The organism is Lacibacter sediminis (genome assembly GCF_014168535.1).
GTDB classification, from domain to species: domain Bacteria; phylum Bacteroidota; class Bacteroidia; order Chitinophagales; family Chitinophagaceae; genus Lacibacter; species Lacibacter sediminis.
The window spans coordinates 2130789-2153522 of sequence record NZ_CP060007.1; the positions used below are offsets into that span (position 1 = coordinate 2130789).

Consider the following 22734-nt stretch of genomic DNA (forward strand, 5'->3'; position numbering starts at 1 on the left):
ATTTAGGCACGAAAGTTATTGAATTTGGCTGAGACCAGTCCACCGGTTATATATTCGGTACAATCGGTTGCACAGCCTGCAACTGCTATTAAAAACGCTGTTCGGCAATCACATTCCACTTGCCGGGAGTGAGTTTAAGAAGAGAAATGCTATTCACTTCAAACTGCTCATCAAATGGCTGCCGTTTGAAATGATCCCATGCTTTGTTAAAATCGCCGGGCTTAATATCCCTGTTGGCAATGGTTACATGAGGGTGAAAAGGACGGTCATCCGGCTTGATCTCATCGTGGAATGGTTGAATAAAATGATCTTCCACAGCTTTTCTCAGACTACCTAACTGATGATTTTCTTCAACGGCTGCAAAAATTACCCTGTTGCTGAAATGGGAGAATTGCTGAAGATGGATATTGAAAGGTGGGATTTTTGTTTGAAAAGAATGAATGGTGTTAATCATTAGTTGCTCCTTTTCATTCAGCAACCAGAATGGTGGGATGAGTGTGACGTGTGCAGACGATTTTAGTGCTACGGTGCAACCAAAACGATCTCGCATCCATAATTTGTATGCCTGTATCTTTTTGTCGATCTCAGGTGAACAAAGTACAGCGATGTAAAACATACTGTGAGATGGTTGCTGATTGTTCATTTATTTTACTGGTAAGCTTGCATTTTGCAAATGAAATTAATACCTTCTGCTATTATTCATCTAAAATTATTCCCATGTCGGCAGCAGCTAAATCTGTTTTTTATTTTGGTCTGTATCTTTATGTGGTTGGTCTGACATTGGTGCTAGCACCCGATTCTTTGCTTTCACTTACGCAGATGCCTGCAACTAAAGAAGTATGGATAAGAGTGGTGGGCTTGATTGTAATTGCTATAGCTTTTTATTATCAACAAAGTGGCAGTAAAAATATTGTCAGCTTTTTCCCTCTAACTGTAGCGGCACGTATTTTTATATTTTGCGGGTTCGTTGCATTTGTGTTATTAAAATTAGCTTCGCCAATGTTAATTGGTTTTGGCATTGTTGATTTACTTGGTGCAATCTGGACCTGGCAGGCACTAAAAAAGTAGCAGATGTATTTTGGGGATTGTTAGCAGCTGGAGTTAAAACAATTTCGGTATTTCATTGATAAACGTCACTACGCTCATCCATAACATCACAGCTACAACCATCCATCCGCTCCAAAGTAACCATGCAGGATGTTGGTAATATGGTAATTTTCGTTTCATCATCACCCATAACATCAATCCCAATGAAAACGGAAGTATAAAACCATTGAGAGTTCCTACTACAATCAAAATAAAAACAGGCTTGCCCCAAAATAAAAAGATGCCTGTTGAGATAAGGATAAACAGAACGGTGGCGAGGCGTTGCTGACGATTAAAAACAGGATGTAATGTTTTTAAGAATGTAATCGAAGTGAAAGCAGAACCAACAACAGAAGTGATGGCTGCACACCATAACACAATGCCAAATATTTTATAACCCAACGTGCCTGCTGCTGCCTGGAACACGGATGCTGCAGGATTTGCTTCATTCAACTGAAAGCCCTGATTTAAGATGCCATACACTGCAAGGAATAATAAAATACGCATGGCGGCTGTCAATACAATACCATTCACCGCACTCCGTTTCACCTGTTGCATACTAAGTGTTGCTGATTTATCTTCCAGTAAACGGTGTGCACCTGCAAAAGTAATATAGCCACCAACGGTTCCGCCAACTAATGTAACAATGGAAGTGAAGTTGATTGTAGAAGGTATAACTGTGCGATGAACAACAGTTGCAAGAGGAGGTTCTGCATAAAATACAACATACAACATAAGACCAAGCATAACAATGCCGAGGATCTTTACAAAGAGATCCATCGACTTTGCAATATCTTTCGATAGAAAGATCACAATGCCGATCAATGCGCTGATGATGCTCCCGGTTTCAACACTCACCGGAAATAAAATATTCAAACCCAAACCTGCTCCTGAAATATTACCGATGTTGAAGGCGAGTCCGCCAATGCATATCAGTACTGTAAGTACGTGTCCGCTGTTGGGAACAACTTCATTTGCCAGTTCTGAACCACGTTTGTTATTGGCTGTGAGTATTTGCCAGATGTTGAGTTGAGCAATAATATCAATGATCACCGACACAAGAATTACAAATCCCATGCTTGCCATCAGCTGCTGTGTAAACACAGTGGTTTGTGTAAGAAAGCCGGGCCCGATTGCTGATGTTGCCATAAGAAAAGCAGCGCCTGCACCTTTGCCACCCAATAGTTTCCAGTTAGTTTGCTTTGATGTCAATGTGGTTTTGTTTTAATGCCGATGAAATGGTTTTTGCAAATACAACGGCATTGCTGCCGTCGCCATGTATGCAAATAGTATCTGCTTTTAAGGCAATGATCTTTTCTGTTACAGTTGTTACTGTTTGTGTGTTGATCAGTTGTAGTATTTGTTGGAGCGATGTCTGTTCATCGGTAATTAATGCATTGGGTTGGGAGCGGGGAGTTAAGCTGCCATCATCCCGGTAAGTACGGTCAGCAAATACTTCATGTGCAGTTTGTAAACCAAATCTATTTGCTTCGGTCAATGAAATACTGCCACTTAAACCAAACATGATCAACGAAGGGGCAAAATCGTAAACAGCTTTTGCAATAGCTGCTGCAATTGTTTTGTCTTTTGCAGATTGATTGTACAAAGCTCCATGAGGTTTTACATGATGCAAAACTGCTCCTTGTTCTTTTGCGAGTTGAGCGATGGTAAAAAGTTGTGCTGTTACAATGTCATAAATTTCTTCGGCTGTTTTTTGCATTTCTGTTCGACCAAAATTTTCTTTATCGTGCCACGATGGATGTGCACCAATGGCAACGTTATGTTGCAGGCATAATTCAATGGTGCGCTTCATCGTATCCATATCTCCTGCATGATAACCACAGGCAATATTGGCACTGCTGATGAGCGGTATAATCTGTTCATCAGTTAGTAATCCTTCACCTAAATCACAATTAAGATCAATTGATTTCATGTTGCACATTGGCCGGTACGGTCGAAGACCGTCAGACCATATTTAAGACGATGATTTATTCTTTATTTGATAACAGATTGTAACACTTCTTTCACCCGCTTCAAATCATCCACACGTTTCATGTACAACTGTTCTGCTTCCTGTAAACTTACTATTTGAAATTGAATTTTATCACCCGGTTTCTTTTGCGCCAGTAAAGAAAGATCAACGGAACAAACCTGTGCAATGCGTGGGTAACCGCCAACAGTTTGTGCATCGGCCATAAGAATGATCATTTCTCCTGACGGCGTTAATTGAATGCTTCCTTGGGTTACAGGTGAAGAGATGATCTCACAAGCCCTGCCGGGCTTCAAGATCTTTTCATTTAATCTGTAACCCATACGGCTGCTTTGCGGACCGATGGTAAAAGAAGTTTGTGAAAATAGTTGTGCTGATGTATCGTCAAGATAATTCCATTCAACTCCCGGTAAAACACGAATGCGGTTGCTTGTAGTTGTTGGCAGTTCATGATTGATCTCAACTAAAGCACCAGCCTTTAAAACTTTCAACAGTCGTTGCTGTAAAATAGTTAGTTCATTGTGTTGCATCAACACATCCTCTTTCCGTAATGCTCTGCCTTGATAGCCACCGGCTTTTACCAACAGATCAGTTGAGTAGCTATTCAGAAATTGTTCTGCTTCAAACCCTCCAGCCACGGCCATGTATAAACGAAAGCCGGGTAATTGTTGTTTACATTCAACGCTTGTACCTGCCGGAATAAATAGTGGTTGATTGATCGGCAATAACGTTTCCTGTAATTGCGGTTGCAAACCACCGCCTGTAAACGCAAGGAGCGTGTCCCGTATAAAACGAAAACGATGCGGCGATTGGGTGATCTCTAAAACAGCAGCCGTTGTTTCATTACCAATAAGTGTATTGGCAAGTTGTGCTGCATGCACATCCATTGCGCCGCCTTTACTCACACCAAACTGAAGATAATTTGAACGGCCTGTATCCTGCAGCGTGGTTAAGAAACCGCATTGTTCAATATGTAGAATTTGCTTTTTCTCGTCAGACGCCTTCGTCGGACGATTGATGACGTTTTGCGTATCCCGTCCGACGAAAGAGTCTGACGTATCGTACTTTTCAAATTCATCTTTTGTAATTGATTTAAATTTTACTTCATCACCTGCTTTTAATAAGAATGGATTTGAACGGTTACGATCAAATAACAGCAGGGGAGTACGACCGATAATATTCCAGCCGCCCGGTGTCGCAAATGGATAAATGCCTGTCTGATTGCCTGCAACAGCTACAGAGCCCGGTTCTACTTTTAATCGGGGTTGAATTTTACGTTGTGTAAAAATGCGCTCATCAACAGTGCCCATATAAGGAAATCCCGGCGTAAAGCCGATCATGAATACTTTGTATGTTTTGCCTGAATGAATAGTAATTAGCTCTTCAACTGATAAATTCAAGCTTTCAGCACTTGCAGTAAGATCAGGTGCAAGGTGATGATCATAGCAAACAGGTAATTCAACTAATGTTCCTGTCGGAGTAATTTGTTCTGCGAAATCTGGTTCTAATAACTGTTGTAATGTTTGCAGAACAGTTTCTGTAACTGTTTCATTCTTTTTCTCAACTTCAACCGGATTGTAATAAACGGAAAGAGAAGTATAGGCAGGTACTGTTTCCACAAAACCCGGGAACGGGTTTGCTTCAATTACAGCTTTAGCCTTCATTACATGTGCATGTACTTCTTCATGAATCACATCTCCAAATGAAATGAGCAGCGATGATTCATTGACTGGTATAAACCTGAAGTGTTGCATCAAATATGAAAATACGAACTAAATAAAAACGCCCCTGATAAAAGGAGCGTTTCAGTTTATTTGATTTGTTGAAGATTTTAGTCAACAACAGTAAGCTTGATAAGATTGGTTGGCAGATGAAGATGAACAGGCGTACTACCAGTATTCACTACAATATCACCAGGGTTTACAAATCCTCTTTCTTTCAGAATGTTGATCTGGTCGTTGATGATATCATCTACACTGATCTCTTCTGAATAGTAAAATGCACGAACACCCCAGCTAAGACTCAACTGATTGACCAATGTGCGTTCTTTTGTAAAGATGAACAATGGCGCTTTCGGACGGAAGCTGCTCAACATAAAACCAGTGTAGCCACTTTGTGTCATACCAATTAAAGCCTTTGCATTAACGTCTTTTGCAATTTCGCAGGCATTATAACAGATCGCATCACTCAGGAAAGAAGGAGAGTGCGGTTGCGGTTTCAAATCTTCTTCACGATCGTAACGGTAGTAAGAACTGCTTTCAACTTCTTCAATAATTTTCACCATTGTCTCAACTACTAAAGAAGGATGATTACCTGTTGCAGTTTCACCGCTCAACATTACCGCATCTGCGCCTTCAAGTACAGCATTGGCAACGTCGGTGATCTCACTACGATTTGGTTTTACACGGTCGATCATACTTTCCATCATCTGTGTAGCAACGATCACCGGTTTTGCACGGTGAATACATTTGCGGATGATGTCTTTCTGGATCAATGGAACCTGTTCAACCGGAAGTTCAACACCAAGATCGCCACGAGCGATCATGATACCATCACTTTCGATAATGATGTCACGGATATTTGCAACAGCTTCAGGCTTTTCAATTTTTGCAATGATCTTGCTCTTGCTTTTGCGCTCATCGAGTTTATTACGCAGGATGATGATATCTTTTACATTACGTACAAATGAAAGTGCTACCCAATCCAATTCCTGGTCAATGATGAATTCAAGATCAGCAAGGTCTTTATCTGTTAATGCCGGTAAAGAAATTTTTGTATCGGGTAAGTTGATCCCTTTTTTTGAAGATAACTTTCCACCCAATGTAACCTGCACCTGCACATCTTTTTCACGGGTAATGCCCACCACTCTCACTTCAAGTTTACCATCGTCAATTAAGATGATGTTGCCTGGTTTTACGTCTTTATGTAAGTCGGGGTAAGAAACGTAAATACGCTCTTTTGTGCCAATAAGTTTTTCGTTCGTGAAAGTGAGGATATCGCCTTCGGCCACTTCAATACCACCGTTCTCCATTTCACCTACACGGAGTTTGGGGCCTTGCAGATCACCAAGGATGGCAATATTGTAAGGCTCATTCTTATTGATGTTGCGGATGTGCTCAATGATCTGTGCTTTGTCTTCATGCGCACCATGCGAAAAATTAAGACGGAAAACATTTACACCCGATCTTACCAGCTCCAATAGTTTATCGTATGTATCACATGCAGGTCCAACTGTAGCAACAATTTTTGTGCGATGGCTGCTCATGTGTCGTTTACCTGCTTCTTTATCCATTTCTGTATGTAAATATTTTGCAACGTTCTTCGACATAGTCTGAAAGTTTGTATGGTTTATTTAATCGTTATGCATTTGGCTAAACAGCCTTTTCCAATCGTAAAGAATGAGATCCGCTTTTAACTCGCAAGAATCTTCACGATCTTCATCCACTCATCACTGATGCGCTGTTTTGCTTTTACAGCTTTATCAAGTGGTGTATAGTGAAGTTTATTATTCATAATACCGATCATCGTATTGTGCTTCCCTTCAATTAATGAATCAACCGCTGCATAACCAAGACGACTTGCAATTAAACGGTCGAGACAGGTTGGAGAACCTCCACGTTGAATATGGCCAAGTATACAAACCCTTGTATCAAGATGAGGCAGACGTTTTTTAATAATAGCTGCAACTTCGTTGCCGCCACCGGTTTCATCGCCTTCGGCCACCACAATCATGTTCACCAGTTTTTTACGCCGCTCTTTCTCTTCAAGCGAGTCAACAACCAGTTCAAGATCGGTTTTTGTTTCGGGGATGAGAATGTGCTCAGCACCTGTGGCAATACCACTGTGCAACGCAATATAACCTGCATCACGACCCATCACTTCAATAATAAAAAGACGGTCATGCGCATCGGCTGTATCACGTATCTTATCAATTGCTTCAATCGCAGTGTTTACCGCTGTATCAAAACCAATGGTAAAATCACTGCCGGCAATATCTTTATCAATTGTACCGGGTAAACCGATGCAAGGAATGTCGAATTCGTTTGAGAATTTTTGTGCACCACGAAAACTACCATCACCACCAATGATCACTAAACCATCGATGCCATGTTTCTTTAAATTTTCGTAAGCTCTCTTTCGGCCTTCGGGCTCAAAAAAATCTTTACTTCTTGCTGTCTTGAGAATGGTGCCGCCACGTTGAATAATATTTGCAACACTGCGGCTGTGCATGGGCACAATATCGTCATCGATCATACCCTGGTATCCACGCATGATACCAAACACTTCCATATTATGATAGAGACCGGTACGTACAACTGCACGGATGGCTGCGTTCATGCCCGGAGCATCGCCACCTGAAGTTAAAACGCCAATCTTTGTAACTTTTTTGCTCATTATAAATCAAATTAGTAGAATGCAGGTATTGATCAATGGTTGTATCGGTTTACAGATGGTTCCGATTTTTGAAGAGCCAAAAATAAGGAAATGCAATGATAACGCTTGTTCGCTGCTTGTTTTCAAACGTTTGCAGCACAATTCATTAATGTACAAAGTCAAAAGCAGTAAGGGTTTGCGGGATTTTTTGTGGAAACAGGTTTTTTTCAAAATAGCTGTTCTTTAAAAGCATTTCATATATTCAATCAACGAATGCCCAAATTCCGAACTTCTTTTATAGCACCCGAAAAGACTTTCATGGGCATTAAACCGGCTAATGAAACAACTAATCCATAAAGCATGAAAGTGTTTGTAACAGGAGCCAACGGACTTTTAGGTCAGCATCTTATTCGTCAATTGGTCGACGAAGGAAAGTTTGTGATCCACGCCACCGGAAAAGGGCCGAGCCGTTTATCTTACGGTGAAAAAAACGGGGTTATCTATCACCAACTCGATATTACTGATCATAAAAGAACACAGGCACTTGTTGAAAAAGTTTCGCCACATATTTTAATTCATGCGGCTGCTCTTACGCAGCCCAACGATTGCCATGCTGATAAAACTGCCTGCTGGAAAGTAAATGTTGCTGCCACGAGGACATTGTTACGGGCAGCCAAAAAAACACGTTCCTATTTTATTTACGTGAGTACAGATTTTGTGTTTGATGGAAAAGATGGCCCTTATGATGAAGGAGCATCGCCTAATCCCATTAATGATTATGGACAAAGTAAATTGCTGGCTGAAGAAATGGTGGAGATGAGTGGTTTGCATTGGGCCATTGTAAGAACAGTATTGTTGTATGGTGGTAAAATCCCGGGTGGCCGACCAAATTTTATTCAATGGGTGAAAGATAACCTCAGTGCCGGGAAAAAGATAAAAGTGGTGGATGATCAGTTTCGTACACCCACTTATGTAGAAGATTTAGCGAAAGGAATTATTTTGGTGTTGATGAAACATGCAAAAGGTGTGTTTCATATTTCAGGTCGGGAGATGTGTACGCCTTATCAATTAGCCGTAACAGTGGCTGATATTTTACAACTGGATTCCGGATCCATTGAACGGGTTACAGCAGAAACGTTTCAGGAACCTGCGAAGCGTCCGCCTAAAACCGGTTTCATTATTACCAAGGCGGTAAAAGAACTTGGATATGTGCCGGTGAAACTGGAAGATGGATTGCGAAGGGTGTTTGGTGTTTGATGGAATGATTTTGGTTACGTATCTCCCACAAAAATATTGTATGAACCAGCTGAAGGAATATGCCGATAAGCAGTTGCAAACTGCAATCCAGCTGCTGGAAACGTTTACACCGGGTGCTGATGAAGAGATTATTCATCAGTTACGGGTAAGCCTGAAAAAAATAAAGGCATTACGTCTTTTTATTTCCACACTTCATCCTGCAAAAGCAAAACAGATTCGTAAAAAAGTACAACTCATTTTTCGTGCAGCCGGTTCCATTCGTGAAGCACAACTGCAGTTACAGTGGCTGAAGAAAAAACGATATCTGCATTTGATAGAGGCTGCTTCGCTTGCGAAGCGAATTACTGAGGACGAAGAATTGTTTCTGCAGCAAAAAGAATCATTTCTAACATTGCTTACATCGATTCGTGAAGATGTGCTGAAGCAAATTCATAAAGTAAAATCGACTGCTGTAACACACTATGCTGTAAAATTGAAAGCAGCGTTACATGAGCAGGTGAAGCATGTTGTAAAAAATGATTGGCATGAATTGCGAAAGCTGAGTAAGCAATTGTTATATGCTTATCAGTGGATTAGTGAGCACGATAAGTTAAAAGTAATGACGGTGCTTTCATATCACAGCATTGATCAATTGCAGGAGGAGATCGGCATATGGCATGATCTGGTAGATATGCAACAATGGTTACTTGACGAACAATTTTTCCTCAGCAGTGATGTATCTGTAAAGCAACAGGATAAGAAAGCATCTGAACAATTAGATAAGAGTCTTTTATTGCAGGAACAGGCAGTGTTGCGGCAATTGCTGGTCATAAAAAAGCCGGCCAACCAAAAGTAATTGACCGGCTTATGCGTAAATTTTCAATTATTTTTTCAAAGGGAGAAACACTTCCGCCATCATACACCTTGCACTACCGCCGCCGTTTGTTTCAATGGTAGTAAGATCAGAATGAATGATGGGGTTATAGCTTTCCAATTCCTGTATTTGGCGATCTGTTAATGCATTGTAGGCTTGGTTGCTCATCACTAAATAACGTTGACCTGTTTTGTTTTCAACCTGCAACATATTGCCGGCAAATCGATTCATTTGTTTGTAAGAAATTTCGATAATCTTTTTGCCGCTGTCGTTAAGTGTGTCGAAAACATTGTCACGCTCTGCTGCATCACGAATACTGTCTAAACAGATCACTACATATTGATCGGCCACACACATCATCACATTTGTGTGATAAATTTCGCCGCCCTTTTCATCCACACTGTAAAAACTGCAAGGCGTATAGTTCATCTTGCTGCACCATTCTTCAAATACAGTTTTATCTGTGCGTGGTGAAAGACAGGCGTATGCAATTTTTTTATCTCTGTCTAATACCATGCTGCCGGTACCTTCTAAAAAATGATCTTCTTTTTCTTTTGAAGTAAAATCTATTTGTTTCTTCACTTCAAACTTTGCAGCGATGGTATCGAGTACATGTTGTTTGCGTTCGGCCCTTCTGTTAACAGCATACATTGGGTAGAGCACAATGCTGCCATCCTGGTGAAAGCTGATCCAATTGTTGGGGAAGATGCTGTCGGGTGTATGTGGTTGCGGCGTGTCCTGTACTACTGTAACATCAACACCGGCAGCAGTCAATTTTTGTACAAAGCCATCAAACTCTGCTTCCGCTTTCTGTTGGGCATTCTCATTGCTGCCTTCCTGCTGAAATGCATTGTTCACTGCTGTTTCAGCATTGAAATCAAAGGCTACGGGTTTTATCATTAATAAATGCGATGTTGTTTGCATTAAGAACAATTTGAAAATTAGTTAATTTGAAAATTAGAAAATGAATAATCGTATGCTTCGTTACTCATCATTCATCACTCATAATTTGTCTCTAAGTAGAGGCATACTCATACAATGGCTGCCGCCTCTTGCTCTTGACAGTTCGGCACTTGGTAATAAGATCAATGTATTCTCTACAGTTTCAGGGTCTACACCATTTTCGAATTGCTCAAATGCTTCTTTAGTAGTGAGCACATTGAAGCCTGCTTCTTTAAAAGCATCTGCAGTTTTATCGTTACGGTCATAACCAATCACCACACCTTCTTTCAAGGCAACTACATTGCAACTGTCTGTCCATTGTTCACGCTCATCATGTGGAAACAGGTTGCCACCACTGTAAATAATTTTCACATCTTCTGGCTTGGCTCCAAAATCTTCAACACTTATTTGTCTCAGTAATGATTCAATGCCTGGAAGTTTTTTATGAATGCTGTAATCTTTTGTTTTAATGTACTGCTCGTTCGTTGGTTTTTGGAATTGAAGAATTTCTACCTGCTCCATTTCCAGTTGACGGGGATTATGTGACAGTTTGTTTACATAACTGTGCCGGCTGATATGTTCTGCCCGTAGAATCCGTTCAGAAAAACGACCATACAATACCCAGACATTCCGTTTTACCTGTGTAAAGATGGTATCGATGTGCATCTGCGCACGGTTCTTTGGAATTTTTACCACTGAAATTTTTTCAATACCCAGCTCAGGCTTGCTGAACAACGTATGCACCATTTCATTTACTGCACTGCTGCTGGTACGTATGCTGCAACCGATCACAAAATGTTTGGGATGGATCATCATCACATCACCACCTTCAATGGTAATGATGCGGTGTTTGCGTTCTTCTTCTTCATACAAAAAGAAGTCGCTCTCTTCAATGATCTCCATTATTTTTTGCGGTTCATCTTTAAAGAAATAATAGAGCGATAAAAATTTGGTGAGCAGCGATTCCCTTCTTCTTGCAACAGTAGCCATGCGACTCAACAGAATATGATCTTTCACCATGATGCCAATGTCACGTGTAAAGATGAAGTTGGGAATAGGAGGGAAGATGTATTGGTCTTCCTGCGTGCCCATTGCTTCGGCAGGTAAAATACCGGTGATAAAAATTTTTGCAAGTAATGCTGCGTCATTAATATTTTCCAATACCTGCTGTATGGCATAACTCGATTCTTCGTACGAGCAAATCGCAGAGATCAAACGCAGTTTTACTTTTTCATCCTTAATGATCTCTGCAAGCAGTTGTTGTGTGTCGAGTACTTTATCGCTGTTGAAATATTCGTCTTTGCCGGGAATGTAGCACCATGATTTTTTTTCTTCATCAGCAGTTTGCTGGTATTGATTGATGTAGTGAGCTTTTTCCTTGTCGAGAAAATACAGTAAGAGTTTTACATAGTGATTGTATTCTTTCTGCATTTTATTGAGGTGTACAATGTCATCGTACAGGTTATCGGCAAAGGTACCGGGGATGATCTTGCCAATGCCGCCGTCAGGACTGTGAATAACTAATTTTCGTAATCGTCCTAGTTCGTTTTCAACGTAGTAATTATGTTGAGCCATAATAGAAGTATTTAAATGATAAGTGTTTGTGATTGAATATAGAGAAAACAGGAAACCTTTCAGCTTGTTGTTTATGCTGTCTTAGCAGAAAATGCATAAGCAGCAAAAGCAACTTCATTGCTAAACAAGGTAGATAGAAACGAATTAGTAATCGGGCAAACTGCCTTCACCTGCAGCGATCAGGTTGAGGAAATATGGCAGCAAATTATTTGTAGTGATATGTTTCTGTAAAAACATACTGCAAGATAAGGAAAATGAGTGATGAGTAATGAATGATGAGTGGCAACCCGATAGTTGCAGTCGGTGATTGTCTGGCCGCAATCTGTATTCTTCTTTTGTTGCCACGCAATTGTATGTCTTACAAAGGGGAGGGTATTTATCCCCTCCGGGGACGGGGTAGAATATTTTACACAGAAAGCTGTTTAAAGGGGTGGGTTTTGAGTGTCGGTAATACAAGTTTATGCACGATATTCAATCCCGATCAATTCAAAAAACTCCTGCTCATTCATTTCTTTTACCTCACCCGGTTTCAAATCGCCGAGTTTTAAATTGCCAACGGAAATACGGATCAGACGAAGGCAGCGGCGGTGAATGGCCAAACACATTTTTCGTACCTGGTGAAATTTCCCTTCTGTCAACGTCATCAGCATCCAGGTATGTGGATATTGCTGCCGCACATCATCCATGTGCAGATAATGATCCTTTACGTTTTCAACAATTTCAATGGAAGTAGGTACAGCTATATAATCTTCCCCTGTTGTAACAGGAATGGAAACACCTGATCTTAATTGTTCTAGTAGTTCCGGTGTAACAATATTTTTTACCATGATGAGGTAAGAACGTTCATGTTTTTTCTTGGGATCAAATAGCAGGCGTGTCACTTTTTTATTCGTGGTAAGCAGCAGTAATCCTTCTGAATGATTATCCAATCTGCCAATTGCATGTGTGCCTTCCGGAAAATCAAAATCAAGATCGCCCAGCAACCGCACTTCATGCGAACTGACGAATTGCGAAACCATATCGTATGGTTTGTTGATGATGAAATAACGGTGTGCTGAAGCTGACATATAAATTGGCTGCAAGATTACAGCTTTTGTTGTTAGACCTATGAGGTTTGCCGGGCTGGGTTCTTTACTGCAAACCTCATAGGTCTATTCCCCAACTCGTCAACACTTTAAACCGCACAAACATATCCTCGCTATACCAATTCTCTTTTCGTGTTTTCTGAATCACATCGGTATGCCTAGGCATTTTGTAAGCAAACTGCTTCATTTGCTCTTTGCTGTCCCAAATGGAAAAGGTCGCTTGTCGTAACCACGGTGATTCACCGATGCCCACCGAAAACCGAAATCCATCGGCTTTGCGCATATCGTTCGACACCGCTTCCACATGTTCCCAAAAACGGGAGCGTTTGCTTGGGCGGATAGTGGCACGGGTAAGCACGGCAATCCGGCCCTCATAATCCGATTTGGCGGGCAATGCACCAAACGCCTGTTTTCCATCCCAGCTTCCGTGTGCTTCGATTGGCTGCAGCAGCACCGTCCATGTTTCGCAGCCAAAGAATTTCCACCAGCCACGGATAAAACTGCCGTAGGCTTTTTGTTGCAATTCCTGCTGATCGTTGATCTTGGTTAATTTCTCGTCATTCATCACCACTAACAAACCCCATTGCTGCCAGTCGGGTGTTTTGCTGAAAGTGCCGCCTTTGCCGCATCCGAGTGTTTTTGAAAAATGGACATTCTTTCGAAACATGAACGGCAGTCGATGAATGGCCATGGCCAGCAAAGCGAAATAGATAAACCGTTTTTTATAGCGAATGATGGTTAAAACTGCATACATATGTTCAATAACCGTTGTGCTGCAAAATAGTTCTTTCTGGTTTGGGTTGAAATTGTGGCGTGTAGGCTTCGATCCGAAGAATACACTGCTGCAGAAAGCGATACAGTACAAGCGAGCGTGGCAACGAAGATGCTATAAAAACCCGCCGCTGACACCCAAAATTTGACCCAATACCTCCAGTTAAGACAAAGCGACCATACCGCAAACAAAAGCTTTCACTTGTTGAAAACCTACGGAAAACTGTTGATAAGAAGCAAAAAGGGTAAAATTTTATTACAATCTTAATCTCCTATATTTGTCGCCTTCCTAAATTGAAAAATAGTGCGTTTAAAGAGCTTAGAAATCAAGGGTTTTAAAAGTTTTGCCGATAAAACTGTGGTTAGTTTTGATGAGGGTGTAACCGGCATCATTGGCCCCAATGGCTGCGGCAAGAGTAATATTATTGATAGTATCCGCTGGGTAATTGGCGAGCAAAAGATCAGTCATCTCCGTAGTGAAAACCTCGAGAGCCTGGTGTTCAATGGTTCCAAAACAAGAAGCGCTTCGGGTTTAGCCGAGGTGAGTCTTACGTTTGAGAACACCCGTAACCTGTTACCCACCGAATTCAGTACCGTAACCGTTACCCGTAAATTTTATAAAAGTGGTGAGAGTGAATACCGCCTCAACGATGTGCAATGTCGTTTGAAGGATATTCAAAACCTGTTCCTCGATACCGGAGTTAGTACCGATAGCTATGCCATCATTGAATTAGGCATGGTGGATGATATCATCAAGGATAAAGAAAACAGCCGTCGCCGTATGCTGGAGCAGGCTGCCGGTATTACCATCTACAAAACAAGAAAGAAAGAAGCGAAGAATAAACTGGATGCAACCGAACAGGATCTGGCACGTATTGAAGATCTGTTGTTCGAGATCAACAACCAGTTAAAAACATTAGAGAACCAGGCCAAGAAAGCGGAAAAGTATTACGAGATCAAAAAAGATTATCGTGAAGTGAGTATTGAATTGGCGAAAGCGGCATTGGAAGGATTCAATCTTACATGGAAAGATTTAAATGAACAGCACGATGCTGAAGTAAATAAAAAAGTGGAACTGGAAGCAAAGATCGCAACTGAAGAAGCGGCGATTGAGCAGGAGAAAGTTGGGTTCATTGAAAAAGAAAAAGAATTGCAAATAATGCAGCATGCGTTTAACGATATGCTACAGACTTTGCGTTCGAAAGAAAACGAAAAGAATCTTGCGCAGCAGCGTTTGCACTACCTGAAAGAAAAAGAAACAAGTCTCAACGACTTTTTGCAAAAAGCAGGTGGGCAGTTAAAAGGAATTGAAGAAAGCATTGAGTTTACGCAATTGCAAATAACAGAAGAAGATGCGAAGCTGAATGATCTCGGTTCACAATTGGATAGTTTACGCAGTGCCGTTGAAAGTACCCGTAAAGTGTTTGATGAAAAGCGTAGTGGTATCGATGAGATACGCAAAGAAAACCAAGCGATTCAACGCAGCCAGTTTGAAGCAGAGAAGAATGTGGCTGTTGGTGAAACATCAGTTCAAAACTTGCAGCGTACCATCTTCCAGTTAAAAGAAGAGCAAACGAACCGCAAGCAGCAATTACATCAACTCGAAGAAGAAAAGCAGCAAAAAGAATATGAGCTGAATAACTGTCGTGAAGAATTGCAACAGTTACAGGAGCAACATGCATTTACCAAAGATCAGATCCTGCAAACACAGGAAGCACTTGAAGGGTTGCGTAATCAACTGGCTGATGAAAACAGAAAACTCGATTCAAAAAAGAATGAGCATGATCTGTTGAAGAGTTTGGTTGATTCAATGGAAGGATATCCAGACAGTGTGAAGTTTTTACACAACAATCCTGAGTGGAATGTTGAATCGCCGTTGTTGAGTGATGTGATCTATTGTAAAGAAGAATACAGAACAGCCGTAGAAAATCTGCTGGAACAATACCTCAACTATTATGTAGTGGGGAATATGAGTGATGCATTGAAAGCCGTTCACTTATTACATGCCAACCAAAAAGGAAAGGCCAACTTCTTTATGCTTGATCAGTTCAATGGTCAGGCGGTATTGAATGATGTTCCTGCAGGAACAATCCCTGCATTGAGTGTTGTTGAAGTGGAAACAAAATATCAATCGCTCATCAATTATCTGTTAGGTCAGGTAGTGATTGCAGAAGATGAAAATAACTTGCCAACTGATTTTGATGGTGTGGTTCTTGAGAAGAGCGGAAAGTTCTTCAAAGGTAAATATGCATTGAGCGGTGGTAGTGTTGGTTTGTTTGAAGGAAAGAAACTCGGACGTGCAAAAAACCTTGAACGTTTACATGAAGAGATTTTAGCACAGGAAACAGTGGTGTTGGATCTGAAGCATGCCATTCAAATGCGTCACAATGAAGTGATCGGGTTTAATGAGCAGTTGAAGGAAAATGCTATCAAACAAACGGAAGCAACCATCAATCAATTGGTGAACCAGGTATATGGTATTGACAACCGCATGGAAAATCTGCGTGGCATGGAGGCCAATGCAGTGAAGCGTTTGGAAGACCTGGAAATTCAACAGGAAGAAGTGTTGGAAAATCAACAGGTGTACCGTGATGAACTGGAGAAATACAATTCACAGTTGGATGAACTCTCAAGCAAATTAGAAGCCATTGAACAGGAGTTTACAGTTGCAGAGCAACAATACAACGAAGCCAATCAGTCGTACAACGATTATAATTTGAATGTTACCCGTCAGCAAAGTCGAGTAACAGCGTTGAAACAGGAATTTGAATTCAAACAGAATCAATTCCAGGATTTGCAATTGCAGATCACAACCAATTCAGCAGCGTTGGAAGAAGCGGCTAACCAGATCAACGAAAGCGAAGTGATGTTGCTGGAAGCACAGGATGGCTTGGTAACCTTGTTACAGAACAAAGAAACGGAAGAGCGCAAACTCAACGAAGCAGATCAGTACTATTACAATCTGCGGAATGTGTTGGGTGAAAAAGAAAGCGAACTGCGTCACAAACAAAAAGAGAAAGAGCAGGTTGATCATTTGCTCAATGAAATAAAAGATAAACTCACTGAACTGAAGTTACAGTTAAGCGGAACCAAAGAACGTTTGCTGGTTGAGTTCAAAGTAAATCTTGAAGAAGTAATTGAAGAAGAACGCACAGGCGAAGAACCATTGGAAGAATTGCAAGCCAAGGTTGATCGTATGAAAAAGCGTTTGGAAAATCTGGGTGAAGTAAACCCGACAGCGATCGAGGCGTTTGAAGAAATGCGCAAGCGTTACGAGTTTATTCTTGAACAGAAGAATGATCTTGTTACTGCAAAAGAATCGTTGTTGCAAACCATCCAGGAAGTGGAAGCAACGGCCAACCAACGTTTCCTCGAAACCTTTAACCAGGTACGGGAGAATTTCCAGAAAGTATTTAAGGCCTTGTTTACTGAAGAAGATACGGCTGATATGGTGTTGGAAAATCCGGAGAACCTTGCTGATACCGGTATTGATATCATCGCTAAACCAAAAGGTAAACGCCCAAGCAGTATCTCACAGTTGAGTGGTGGCGAGAAAACATTAACAGCAACAGCGATGTTGTTTGCGATCTATCTTATTAAGCCTGCTCCGTTCTGTATCTTGGATGAGGTGGATGCACCGTTGGATGATGCCAACGTAGGTAAGTTCACCAACATGATCCGCCAGTTCAGTAACAACTCACAGTTCATCATTGTAACGCACAACAAACAAACAATGGGAGCGGTGGATGTGATCTACGGTGTAACCATGCAGGAAGCCGGTGTAAGTAAACTGGTGCCGGTGGATTTCAGGAATTTGAATTAAATATTTTCACCAGGAATAAGCAAGAGCCGAAACAATTGTTTCGGCTCTTTGCATTTACACATTCATGGTTCAGTATTGGGTTTAATTATACAACAACAGCTTGTCAACAATTTCATTCAATTGTTCTGTGTGTTCAAATACATAGCTTTCTCCGGCTTCTTTCAACAGCTTCAAATTTTTCTTCGACACATTATCCATTTCAGGAGATGCTGTTTTTAAATCGGGTTCAATGCGGTAATAATCTTTTTTATCAGCATCATCAAGTGTATCCCACATGCGAATGAGATGGTAATGCACCGTTTCACTGTTGCCGCTCATCATGATGTCGATCAGTACCGGCAACCATTTAATTAAACCTGCATTGCGCAATTGTTCAAATTCATATTTCTTTTTACTGCTGCCCGTACCAATGCTGATGAGCAACATATCTTTCGCAGCAGGTTTGTCAGGCTTTGGTAATTGATATTTCCCATACAATACACGATCTTCATTAAAGTTCAAACCTCTTGCTTCGCTATACGCACACAATGCAGGATTATTTACAAACACTCCGCCATCAATTAAATATTGCGGCGCATCACTTAAGCTGTAGATCATGGCCGGTTCGAAATAAGTAGGAGCGGCACTTGTTGCTCTTGCCACATTTCGAATTTTAAAATCACGTACTTCACCACCAATGCGTCTTGAGTTGGCACTGTTAAAAAAAGCCGCCCTTCGTTCATAAAAATTATAAGCTGTGATCACACATGGCTTGATCATCTGGCTCAACGTCGTATCTCCAAGATAATCCTGCAACAAATGTTCAAGATTGTCTGCAGGAAAACTTTCGTTCCAGAAACTGAAATTTTTAAACTGCTGCCAGAAATTTTTATTGAAGATCTTATTTCCATGCTGCATGTAAAGTTGCACAGCATCGGTAGCAGAAAATTTTGCTCTGCCCGGATCTTTGTCATCAGGCATCAGGTAAATACTGGTAAGAATACCACCAGTGCTTGTGCCGGCGATCATATCAAAGTACTCGCCGATCTTTGCATTCTTGTCACCGGTAACAGCTCGTATGCGTGTTTCAAGATATTCAACGATAGTGCCGGGAATAATACCCCTGATACCACCTCCGTCAATGCTGAGGATTCTTACTTTAGAAATACTGCGGTTGCTCATGGTTAGGTTTGTTTACAGAAAAATACAAACAACAGATTAGAAATAAAATACCTCTTTACGGGGTGTTTGTTCTACGTTCTTTTACGGCTAATTAAGCGTCGTCTTTGTTTATTTGGTTTATTCGTTCGATATTCGGTTTCTAAATCAACTGCATGCAACGTATCTGCTTGTTCCCGGGAACATTTGATCCTATCACTGTCGGTCACCTCGATATTATTTACCGTTCACTTGATCTGTTTGATAAAGTATATATCGGTATTGGCCGTAATGCAGCCAAAGTACCCATGTTCAGTGAAGATCAACGGATCAGCTGGATCAATGAAATTTTCAAAGGTGAGCCAAGAGTAAAAGCAGTTTTTTATGAAGGTCTTACAGTTGATTGCTGCAAAAAAGTAAAAGCAAAGTTTATCCTCCGTGGTATCCGTTACGTAAACGATTTTGAATATGAGAAAGCGATCGCTGATATGAACCGCAGTCTTGATCATGATATTGAAACGATCTTTCTTACCTGTCTGCCACAATACACATCTGTTGCATCTACACTTGTTCGTGATGTAATTCGTAATGGCGGAGATGCGTCACCCTTTTTACCCGATGTTGTGAACACAACGGTATCTAATCAAAAATAGTTCTGATGATGGATGCGATCTGGTTTAATAAAGAATTGTCAATTGCAGAGCTGACAGCATTGTGTGATCAAACAATTGCCGAAGTACTCGACTTGAAATTTATAGAAACAGGTAGCAATTACATCAAAGCAACAATGCCTGTTGATCATCGTACACATCAACCTTATGGTTTGTTACATGGCGGAGCAAGTTGTGTGTTGGCTGAAACGTTAGGAAGTATTGCAAGCGCCCATGTAATTGATCCGGAAAAATTTATTTGTGTTGGCATTGAGATCAACGCCAATCATATCCGTTCTGTACGCAGCGGATTGGTAACAGGCATCACCACGCCCATTCACATTGGTGCCAGTACACATGTGTGGGATATTAAAATTTATGACGAACGTGAAAAACTCGTTTGTGTCAGCAGGTTAACCGTTGCTATTCTCAAGAAACCATAATTTTATTTCGAAGTTTTACTTTTATTTCATCTTCTGTTTTTTCTGCTGCCTGTTTGTGTTGTAACTTACTGTACTTTCTTCAGTAAAACATAACCGATATGAACTGGCATCATCTTCCGGCCGACGAAGTGATCGAACTTACAGGCTCATCAACCAATGGACTTGACTCAGATAGTGCGGCATTGAAACTGGCCGAGTATGGCCCTAATGAGTTACAGGAGAAGAAAAAGAAACCAGCCTGGGTGTTGTTTCTGCAGCAGTTCAAAGATTTCATGATATTGGTGTTGATGGCAGCAGCCATCATTGCAGGTATTGCAGGGGATCTTACCGATACCATTATCATTATGGTGATCGTAATTCTGAATGCTGTTGTTGGCTTCATCCAGGAATACCGTGCAGAGAAAGCAATGGAAGCATTGAAAAAAATTGCAGCGTTGCAGGCACAGGTGTTGCGCAATGGAAAACCACTTGCTCTTCCTTCTGCAGAATTAGTGCCGGGTGATCTCGTGTTACTTGAAGCAGGAAATGTAGTGCCTGCTGATCTGCGTTTTATTGAAACTTTCAGTTTAAAAATAGATGAATCGGCATTAACAGGTGAATCAGTACCTGCAGAAAAGACGGAAAAGAAAATGGATGAGATCGATCTCTCGATCGGCGATCGGTTGAATATGGGTTTTAAAAGTACGTTGGTCACCAATGGTCGTGCAAAAGGTATTGTAATAGCTACAGGCATGCAGACGGAGATCGGGTTAATTGCACGCATGTTACAGCAAGATGAAGCAGCAACACCTCTGCAAAAACGTATGGCCGATTTTGGTCGTAAGCTTTCTTACATCATCTTGTTTATATGTCTTCTTTTATTTGTGATCGGTTTGTTGCGTGGTGAAAAGCCATTAAACATGTTGCTTATTTCTATTTCATTAGCTGTTGCCGCAATCCCTGAAGCATTACCGGCGCTCATCACCATTGCATTAGCAAGAGGAGCAAAACGATTGGTAAAGAAGAATGCACTGATAAGAAAATTACCGGCAGTTGAAACGCTTGGCTCCGTTACTTACATCTGCTCCGATAAAACAGGAACACTTACGCAAAACAAAATGAAAGTGGTGCAGGTAAATGCTGATGAGAATAATCAGTTTGTGATGGAAGAAATGCCTTTGTTGAATGTTTCTATGGCATTGAATCATGATGTAAAAGAATCTGACAACAAAACATTACTGGGCGATCCCACAGAACTTGCATTGGTTGAATATTTTAATGAACAACATCCTGATAAATCATTTGCTGCCATGCAAAGCGTATTGCCACGTATTGCAGAACTGCCATTTGATTCAGACAGGAAGTGCATGACAACGGTGCATAAGTATAAAGAACAATTCCTCGTTATATCAAAAGGAGCTGTTGAATCTGTTACTGCTGCATTGAAGGAAGGACATGATAAAACTTCTATTTTAAAACAGGCTGATGAGTGGGCATCGAATGGCATACGGGTTATTGCATTTGGTTACAAATGCGTTGATGCATTACCGGAACCATTCAGTTACGAATCGGTAGAAACAGAATTGATATTTGCCGGATTAGCAGGTATGATCGATCCGCCAAGAGAAGAAGCGAAACTGGCAATTGAAGAGTGTAAAGCTGCAGGTATTCGTGTGGTGATGATCACCGGTGATCATCCTGCAACAGCATCGGCTATTGCAAAACAGATCGGCATCTTAACAAAGAATGATCTTGTGATGACAGGGAAAGAATTGAAAGCAATTTCTCCTGAAGATTTTGATGAACAGGTAGAAAAGATAAGAGTGTATGCACGTGTATCGCCTGAGCAAAAATTACATATCGTAAAAGCATTGCAGCAAAAGAATCATTTTGTTTCGATGACGGGTGATGGTGTAAATGATGCGCCTTCGCTGAAGTCATCAAACATTGGTGTGGCCATGGGTATCAATGGTACTGATGTAAGTAAAGAAGCCGCACACATGATCTTGCTCGACGATAATTTTGCGACGATTGTAAAAGCGGTAAAAGAGGGCAGAAGGATCTATGATAACATCCGCAAGTTTGTAAAGTATATCATGACCTGTAATGGTGCAGAGATCTGGACATTGTTTCTTGCTCCGTTAATAGGATTGCCTATTCCTTTATTGCCTATTCATATTCTCTGGATCAACTTAGTAACGGATGGTTTGCCGGGTCTTGCATTGGCAGGTGAAAAAGAAGAGCGTGATATTATGAGTCGTCCGCCACGCAGTACAAAAGAAAGTTTATTTGCAGATGGTATCGGTTATCATATTGTATGGGTAGGATTGCTGATGGCAGGCGTTACGTTGGGTATACAGGCATGGAGTATTAATCACAGTGGTGCACATTGGCAAACGATGGTGTTTACGGTGTTGTCATTAACACAATTAGGACATGTGTTGGCGATAAGAAGTGACCGGCAATATTTATTCAGCCAGGGTATTTTCAGTAACCTGGAATTACTTGGTGCAGTGTTGCTTACTTTCATTTTACAACTGGGTGTGATCTATTTGCCTTTTGCAAATGAAATTTTCAAAACACAACCGTTAACATTGCAGGAATTGATCATTTGCATAGCAGCATCGGCCATTGTATTTCATGCTGTAGAATTTGAAAAATTCATCAAGCAGAAATTAAACAACAGAAAAAAGAATAAGGTAGGGGCATAAAAATAACCGGTAACAACGGTATCCTTTTTTATAAATTATCGTTACCGGTATAGAAGAC

At 41.0% G+C, this 22734-nt stretch carries 18 protein-coding genes; 7 read left to right on the top strand and 11 right to left on the bottom strand.

Annotated features, from left to right (window positions below):
• Nucleotides 1-88: 88 nt before the first annotated feature.
• The gene (locus H4075_RS09080; RefSeq protein ID WP_182806099.1) at nt 89-616 is read right to left on the bottom strand and encodes a 2'-5' RNA ligase family protein; all 528 of its coding nucleotides are present in this window, start codon (nt 614-616) and stop codon (nt 89-91) included.
• Between the two features lie 101 nt (nt 617-717).
• Between H4075_RS09080 and H4075_RS09085 the strand changes: the two genes are divergently transcribed.
• The gene (locus H4075_RS09085) at nt 718-1068 is read left to right on the top strand and encodes a hypothetical protein (RefSeq protein WP_182806100.1); all 351 of its coding nucleotides are present in this window, start codon (nt 718-720) and stop codon (nt 1066-1068) included.
• A 33-nt stretch (nt 1069-1101) separates the two neighbouring features.
• On the opposite strand, the gene H4075_RS09090 is transcribed toward H4075_RS09085, so the two are convergent.
• From H4075_RS09090 to pfkA, 5 genes are all read right to left on the bottom strand, one after another.
• Nucleotides 1102-2298 carry an NRAMP family divalent metal transporter gene (locus H4075_RS09090; RefSeq protein ID WP_255460416.1) on the bottom strand — a complete coding sequence of 399 codons (1197 nt, stop codon included), beginning with the start codon at nt 2296-2298 and terminating at the stop codon, nt 1102-1104.
• Nucleotides 2279-3019 carry a 5-oxoprolinase subunit PxpA gene (locus H4075_RS09095; protein ID WP_182806102.1) on the bottom strand — a complete coding sequence of 247 codons (741 nt, stop codon included), beginning with the start codon at nt 3017-3019 and terminating at the stop codon, nt 2279-2281. The genes H4075_RS09090 and H4075_RS09095 overlap by 20 nt, the downstream gene beginning before the upstream one ends.
• Nucleotides 3020-3081: 62 nt before the next feature.
• Complete coding sequence (gene pxpB / locus H4075_RS09100; RefSeq protein ID WP_182806104.1) at nt 3082-4830, bottom strand: 5-oxoprolinase subunit PxpB; 1749 nt, start codon at nt 4828-4830, stop codon at nt 3082-3084.
• A gap of 77 nt (nt 4831-4907) precedes the next feature.
• Nucleotides 4908-6404, bottom strand: a complete 1497-nt coding sequence (gene pyk, locus H4075_RS09105) for a pyruvate kinase (protein WP_182806106.1) — start codon at nt 6402-6404, stop codon at nt 4908-4910.
• An 83-nt stretch (nt 6405-6487) separates the two neighbouring features.
• Nucleotides 6488-7471 (bottom strand): 6-phosphofructokinase, encoded by a 984-nt coding sequence (gene pfkA / locus H4075_RS09110; protein WP_182806108.1) that lies wholly within the window; start codon nt 7469-7471, stop codon nt 6488-6490.
• 339 nt (nt 7472-7810) lie between these two features.
• Between pfkA and H4075_RS09115 the strand changes: the two genes are divergently transcribed.
• Together H4075_RS09115 and H4075_RS09120 are read left to right on the top strand one after the other, a co-directional pair.
• The gene (locus tag H4075_RS09115) at nt 7811-8707 is read left to right on the top strand and encodes an SDR family oxidoreductase (RefSeq protein ID WP_182806110.1); all 897 of its coding nucleotides are present in this window, start codon (nt 7811-7813) and stop codon (nt 8705-8707) included.
• 40 nt (nt 8708-8747) lie between these two features.
• Nucleotides 8748-9542, top strand: coding sequence for a CHAD domain-containing protein (locus H4075_RS09120; protein ID WP_182806112.1), 795 nt, complete (start codon nt 8748-8750; stop codon nt 9540-9542).
• 27 nt (nt 9543-9569) lie between these two features.
• Here the strand turns inward: H4075_RS09120 and ctlX are convergent, their stop codons facing one another.
• The 4 genes from ctlX to H4075_RS09140 all read right to left on the bottom strand — a co-directional run bounded on the left by ctlX (nt 9570) and on the right by H4075_RS09140 (nt 13916).
• Nucleotides 9570-10484, bottom strand: a complete 915-nt coding sequence (gene ctlX, locus H4075_RS09125; RefSeq protein WP_182806114.1) for a citrulline utilization hydrolase CtlX — start codon at nt 10482-10484, stop codon at nt 9570-9572.
• 78 nt (nt 10485-10562) lie between these two features.
• Entirely contained in the window at nt 10563-12077 is a 1515-nt protein-coding gene (locus H4075_RS09130) for an arginine deiminase family protein (RefSeq protein WP_182806116.1), read from the bottom strand.
• Between the two features lie 458 nt (nt 12078-12535).
• Nucleotides 12536-13144: a pseudouridine synthase gene (locus H4075_RS09135; protein WP_182806118.1), complete on the bottom strand. Its 609-nt coding sequence runs from the start codon at nt 13142-13144 to the stop codon at nt 12536-12538.
• A 76-nt stretch (nt 13145-13220) separates the two neighbouring features.
• Nucleotides 13221-13916 carry a spheroidene monooxygenase gene (locus tag H4075_RS09140; protein WP_182806120.1) on the bottom strand — a complete coding sequence of 232 codons (696 nt, stop codon included), beginning with the start codon at nt 13914-13916 and terminating at the stop codon, nt 13221-13223.
• 321 nt (nt 13917-14237) lie between these two features.
• On the opposite strand from H4075_RS09140, the gene smc reads away from it, so the two are divergent.
• A complete protein-coding gene (gene smc, locus H4075_RS09145) occupies nt 14238-17756 on the top strand; it encodes a chromosome segregation protein SMC (protein ID WP_182806122.1) in 3519 nt (1172 codons plus the stop codon).
• Nucleotides 17757-17837: 81 nt separating this feature from the next.
• On the opposite strand, the gene H4075_RS09150 is transcribed toward smc, so the two are convergent.
• Nucleotides 17838-18917 carry a patatin-like phospholipase family protein gene (locus H4075_RS09150; protein WP_255460417.1) on the bottom strand — a complete coding sequence of 360 codons (1080 nt, stop codon included), beginning with the start codon at nt 18915-18917 and terminating at the stop codon, nt 17838-17840.
• Between the two features lie 152 nt (nt 18918-19069).
• Between H4075_RS09150 and coaD the strand changes: the two genes are divergently transcribed.
• The 3 genes from coaD (at nt 19070) to H4075_RS09165 (ending at nt 22676) form a co-directional block, all read left to right on the top strand.
• Nucleotides 19070-19546: a pantetheine-phosphate adenylyltransferase gene (gene coaD / locus H4075_RS09155; RefSeq protein ID WP_182806124.1), complete on the top strand. Its 477-nt coding sequence runs from the start codon at nt 19070-19072 to the stop codon at nt 19544-19546.
• Nucleotides 19547-19551: 5 nt separating this feature from the next.
• The gene (locus H4075_RS09160; RefSeq protein ID WP_255460418.1) at nt 19552-19986 is read left to right on the top strand and encodes a hotdog fold thioesterase; all 435 of its coding nucleotides are present in this window, start codon (nt 19552-19554) and stop codon (nt 19984-19986) included.
• 98 nt (nt 19987-20084) lie between these two features.
• On the top strand, nt 20085-22676 hold the full coding sequence (locus H4075_RS09165) for a calcium-translocating P-type ATPase, PMCA-type (protein WP_182806126.1): 2592 nt from the start codon (nt 20085-20087) through the stop codon (nt 22674-22676).
• Nucleotides 22677-22734 lie beyond the last annotated feature (58 nt).

What these genes read in the sequence shown, in the direction of transcription:
- H4075_RS09080 (WP_182806099.1), bottom strand. Translation starts at nt 616, where the DNA reads ATGTTTTACATCGCTGTACTTTGTTCACCTGAGATCGACAAAAAGATA.
- H4075_RS09085 (WP_182806100.1), top strand. Translation starts at nt 718, where the DNA reads ATGTCGGCAGCAGCTAAATCTGTTTTTTATTTTGGTCTGTATCTTTAT.
- H4075_RS09095 (WP_182806102.1), bottom strand. Translation starts at nt 3,019, where the DNA reads ATGAAATCAATTGATCTTAATTGTGATTTAGGTGAAGGATTACTAACT.
- pxpB (WP_182806104.1), bottom strand. Translation starts at nt 4,830, where the DNA reads ATGCAACACTTCAGGTTTATACCAGTCAATGAATCATCGCTGCTCATT.
- pyk (WP_182806106.1), bottom strand. Translation starts at nt 6,404, where the DNA reads ATGTCGAAGAACGTTGCAAAATATTTACATACAGAAATGGATAAAGAA.
- pfkA (WP_182806108.1), bottom strand. Translation starts at nt 7,471, where the DNA reads ATGAGCAAAAAAGTTACAAAGATTGGCGTTTTAACTTCAGGTGGCGAT.
- H4075_RS09115 (WP_182806110.1), top strand. Translation starts at nt 7,811, where the DNA reads ATGAAAGTGTTTGTAACAGGAGCCAACGGACTTTTAGGTCAGCATCTT.
- H4075_RS09120 (WP_182806112.1), top strand. Translation starts at nt 8,748, where the DNA reads ATGAACCAGCTGAAGGAATATGCCGATAAGCAGTTGCAAACTGCAATC.
- ctlX (WP_182806114.1), bottom strand. Translation starts at nt 10,484, where the DNA reads ATGCAAACAACATCGCATTTATTAATGATAAAACCCGTAGCCTTTGAT.
- H4075_RS09130 (WP_182806116.1), bottom strand. Translation starts at nt 12,077, where the DNA reads ATGGCTCAACATAATTACTACGTTGAAAACGAACTAGGACGATTACGA.
- H4075_RS09135 (WP_182806118.1), bottom strand. Translation starts at nt 13,144, where the DNA reads ATGTCAGCTTCAGCACACCGTTATTTCATCATCAACAAACCATACGAT.
- H4075_RS09140 (WP_182806120.1), bottom strand. Translation starts at nt 13,916, where the DNA reads ATGTATGCAGTTTTAACCATCATTCGCTATAAAAAACGGTTTATCTAT.
- H4075_RS09150 (WP_255460417.1), bottom strand. Translation starts at nt 18,917, where the DNA reads ATGAGCAACCGCAGTATTTCTAAAGTAAGAATCCTCAGCATTGACGGA.
- coaD (WP_182806124.1), top strand. Translation starts at nt 19,070, where the DNA reads ATGCAACGTATCTGCTTGTTCCCGGGAACATTTGATCCTATCACTGTC.
- H4075_RS09160 (WP_255460418.1), top strand. Translation starts at nt 19,552, where the DNA reads ATGATGGATGCGATCTGGTTTAATAAAGAATTGTCAATTGCAGAGCTG.
- H4075_RS09165 (WP_182806126.1), top strand. Translation starts at nt 20,085, where the DNA reads ATGAACTGGCATCATCTTCCGGCCGACGAAGTGATCGAACTTACAGGC.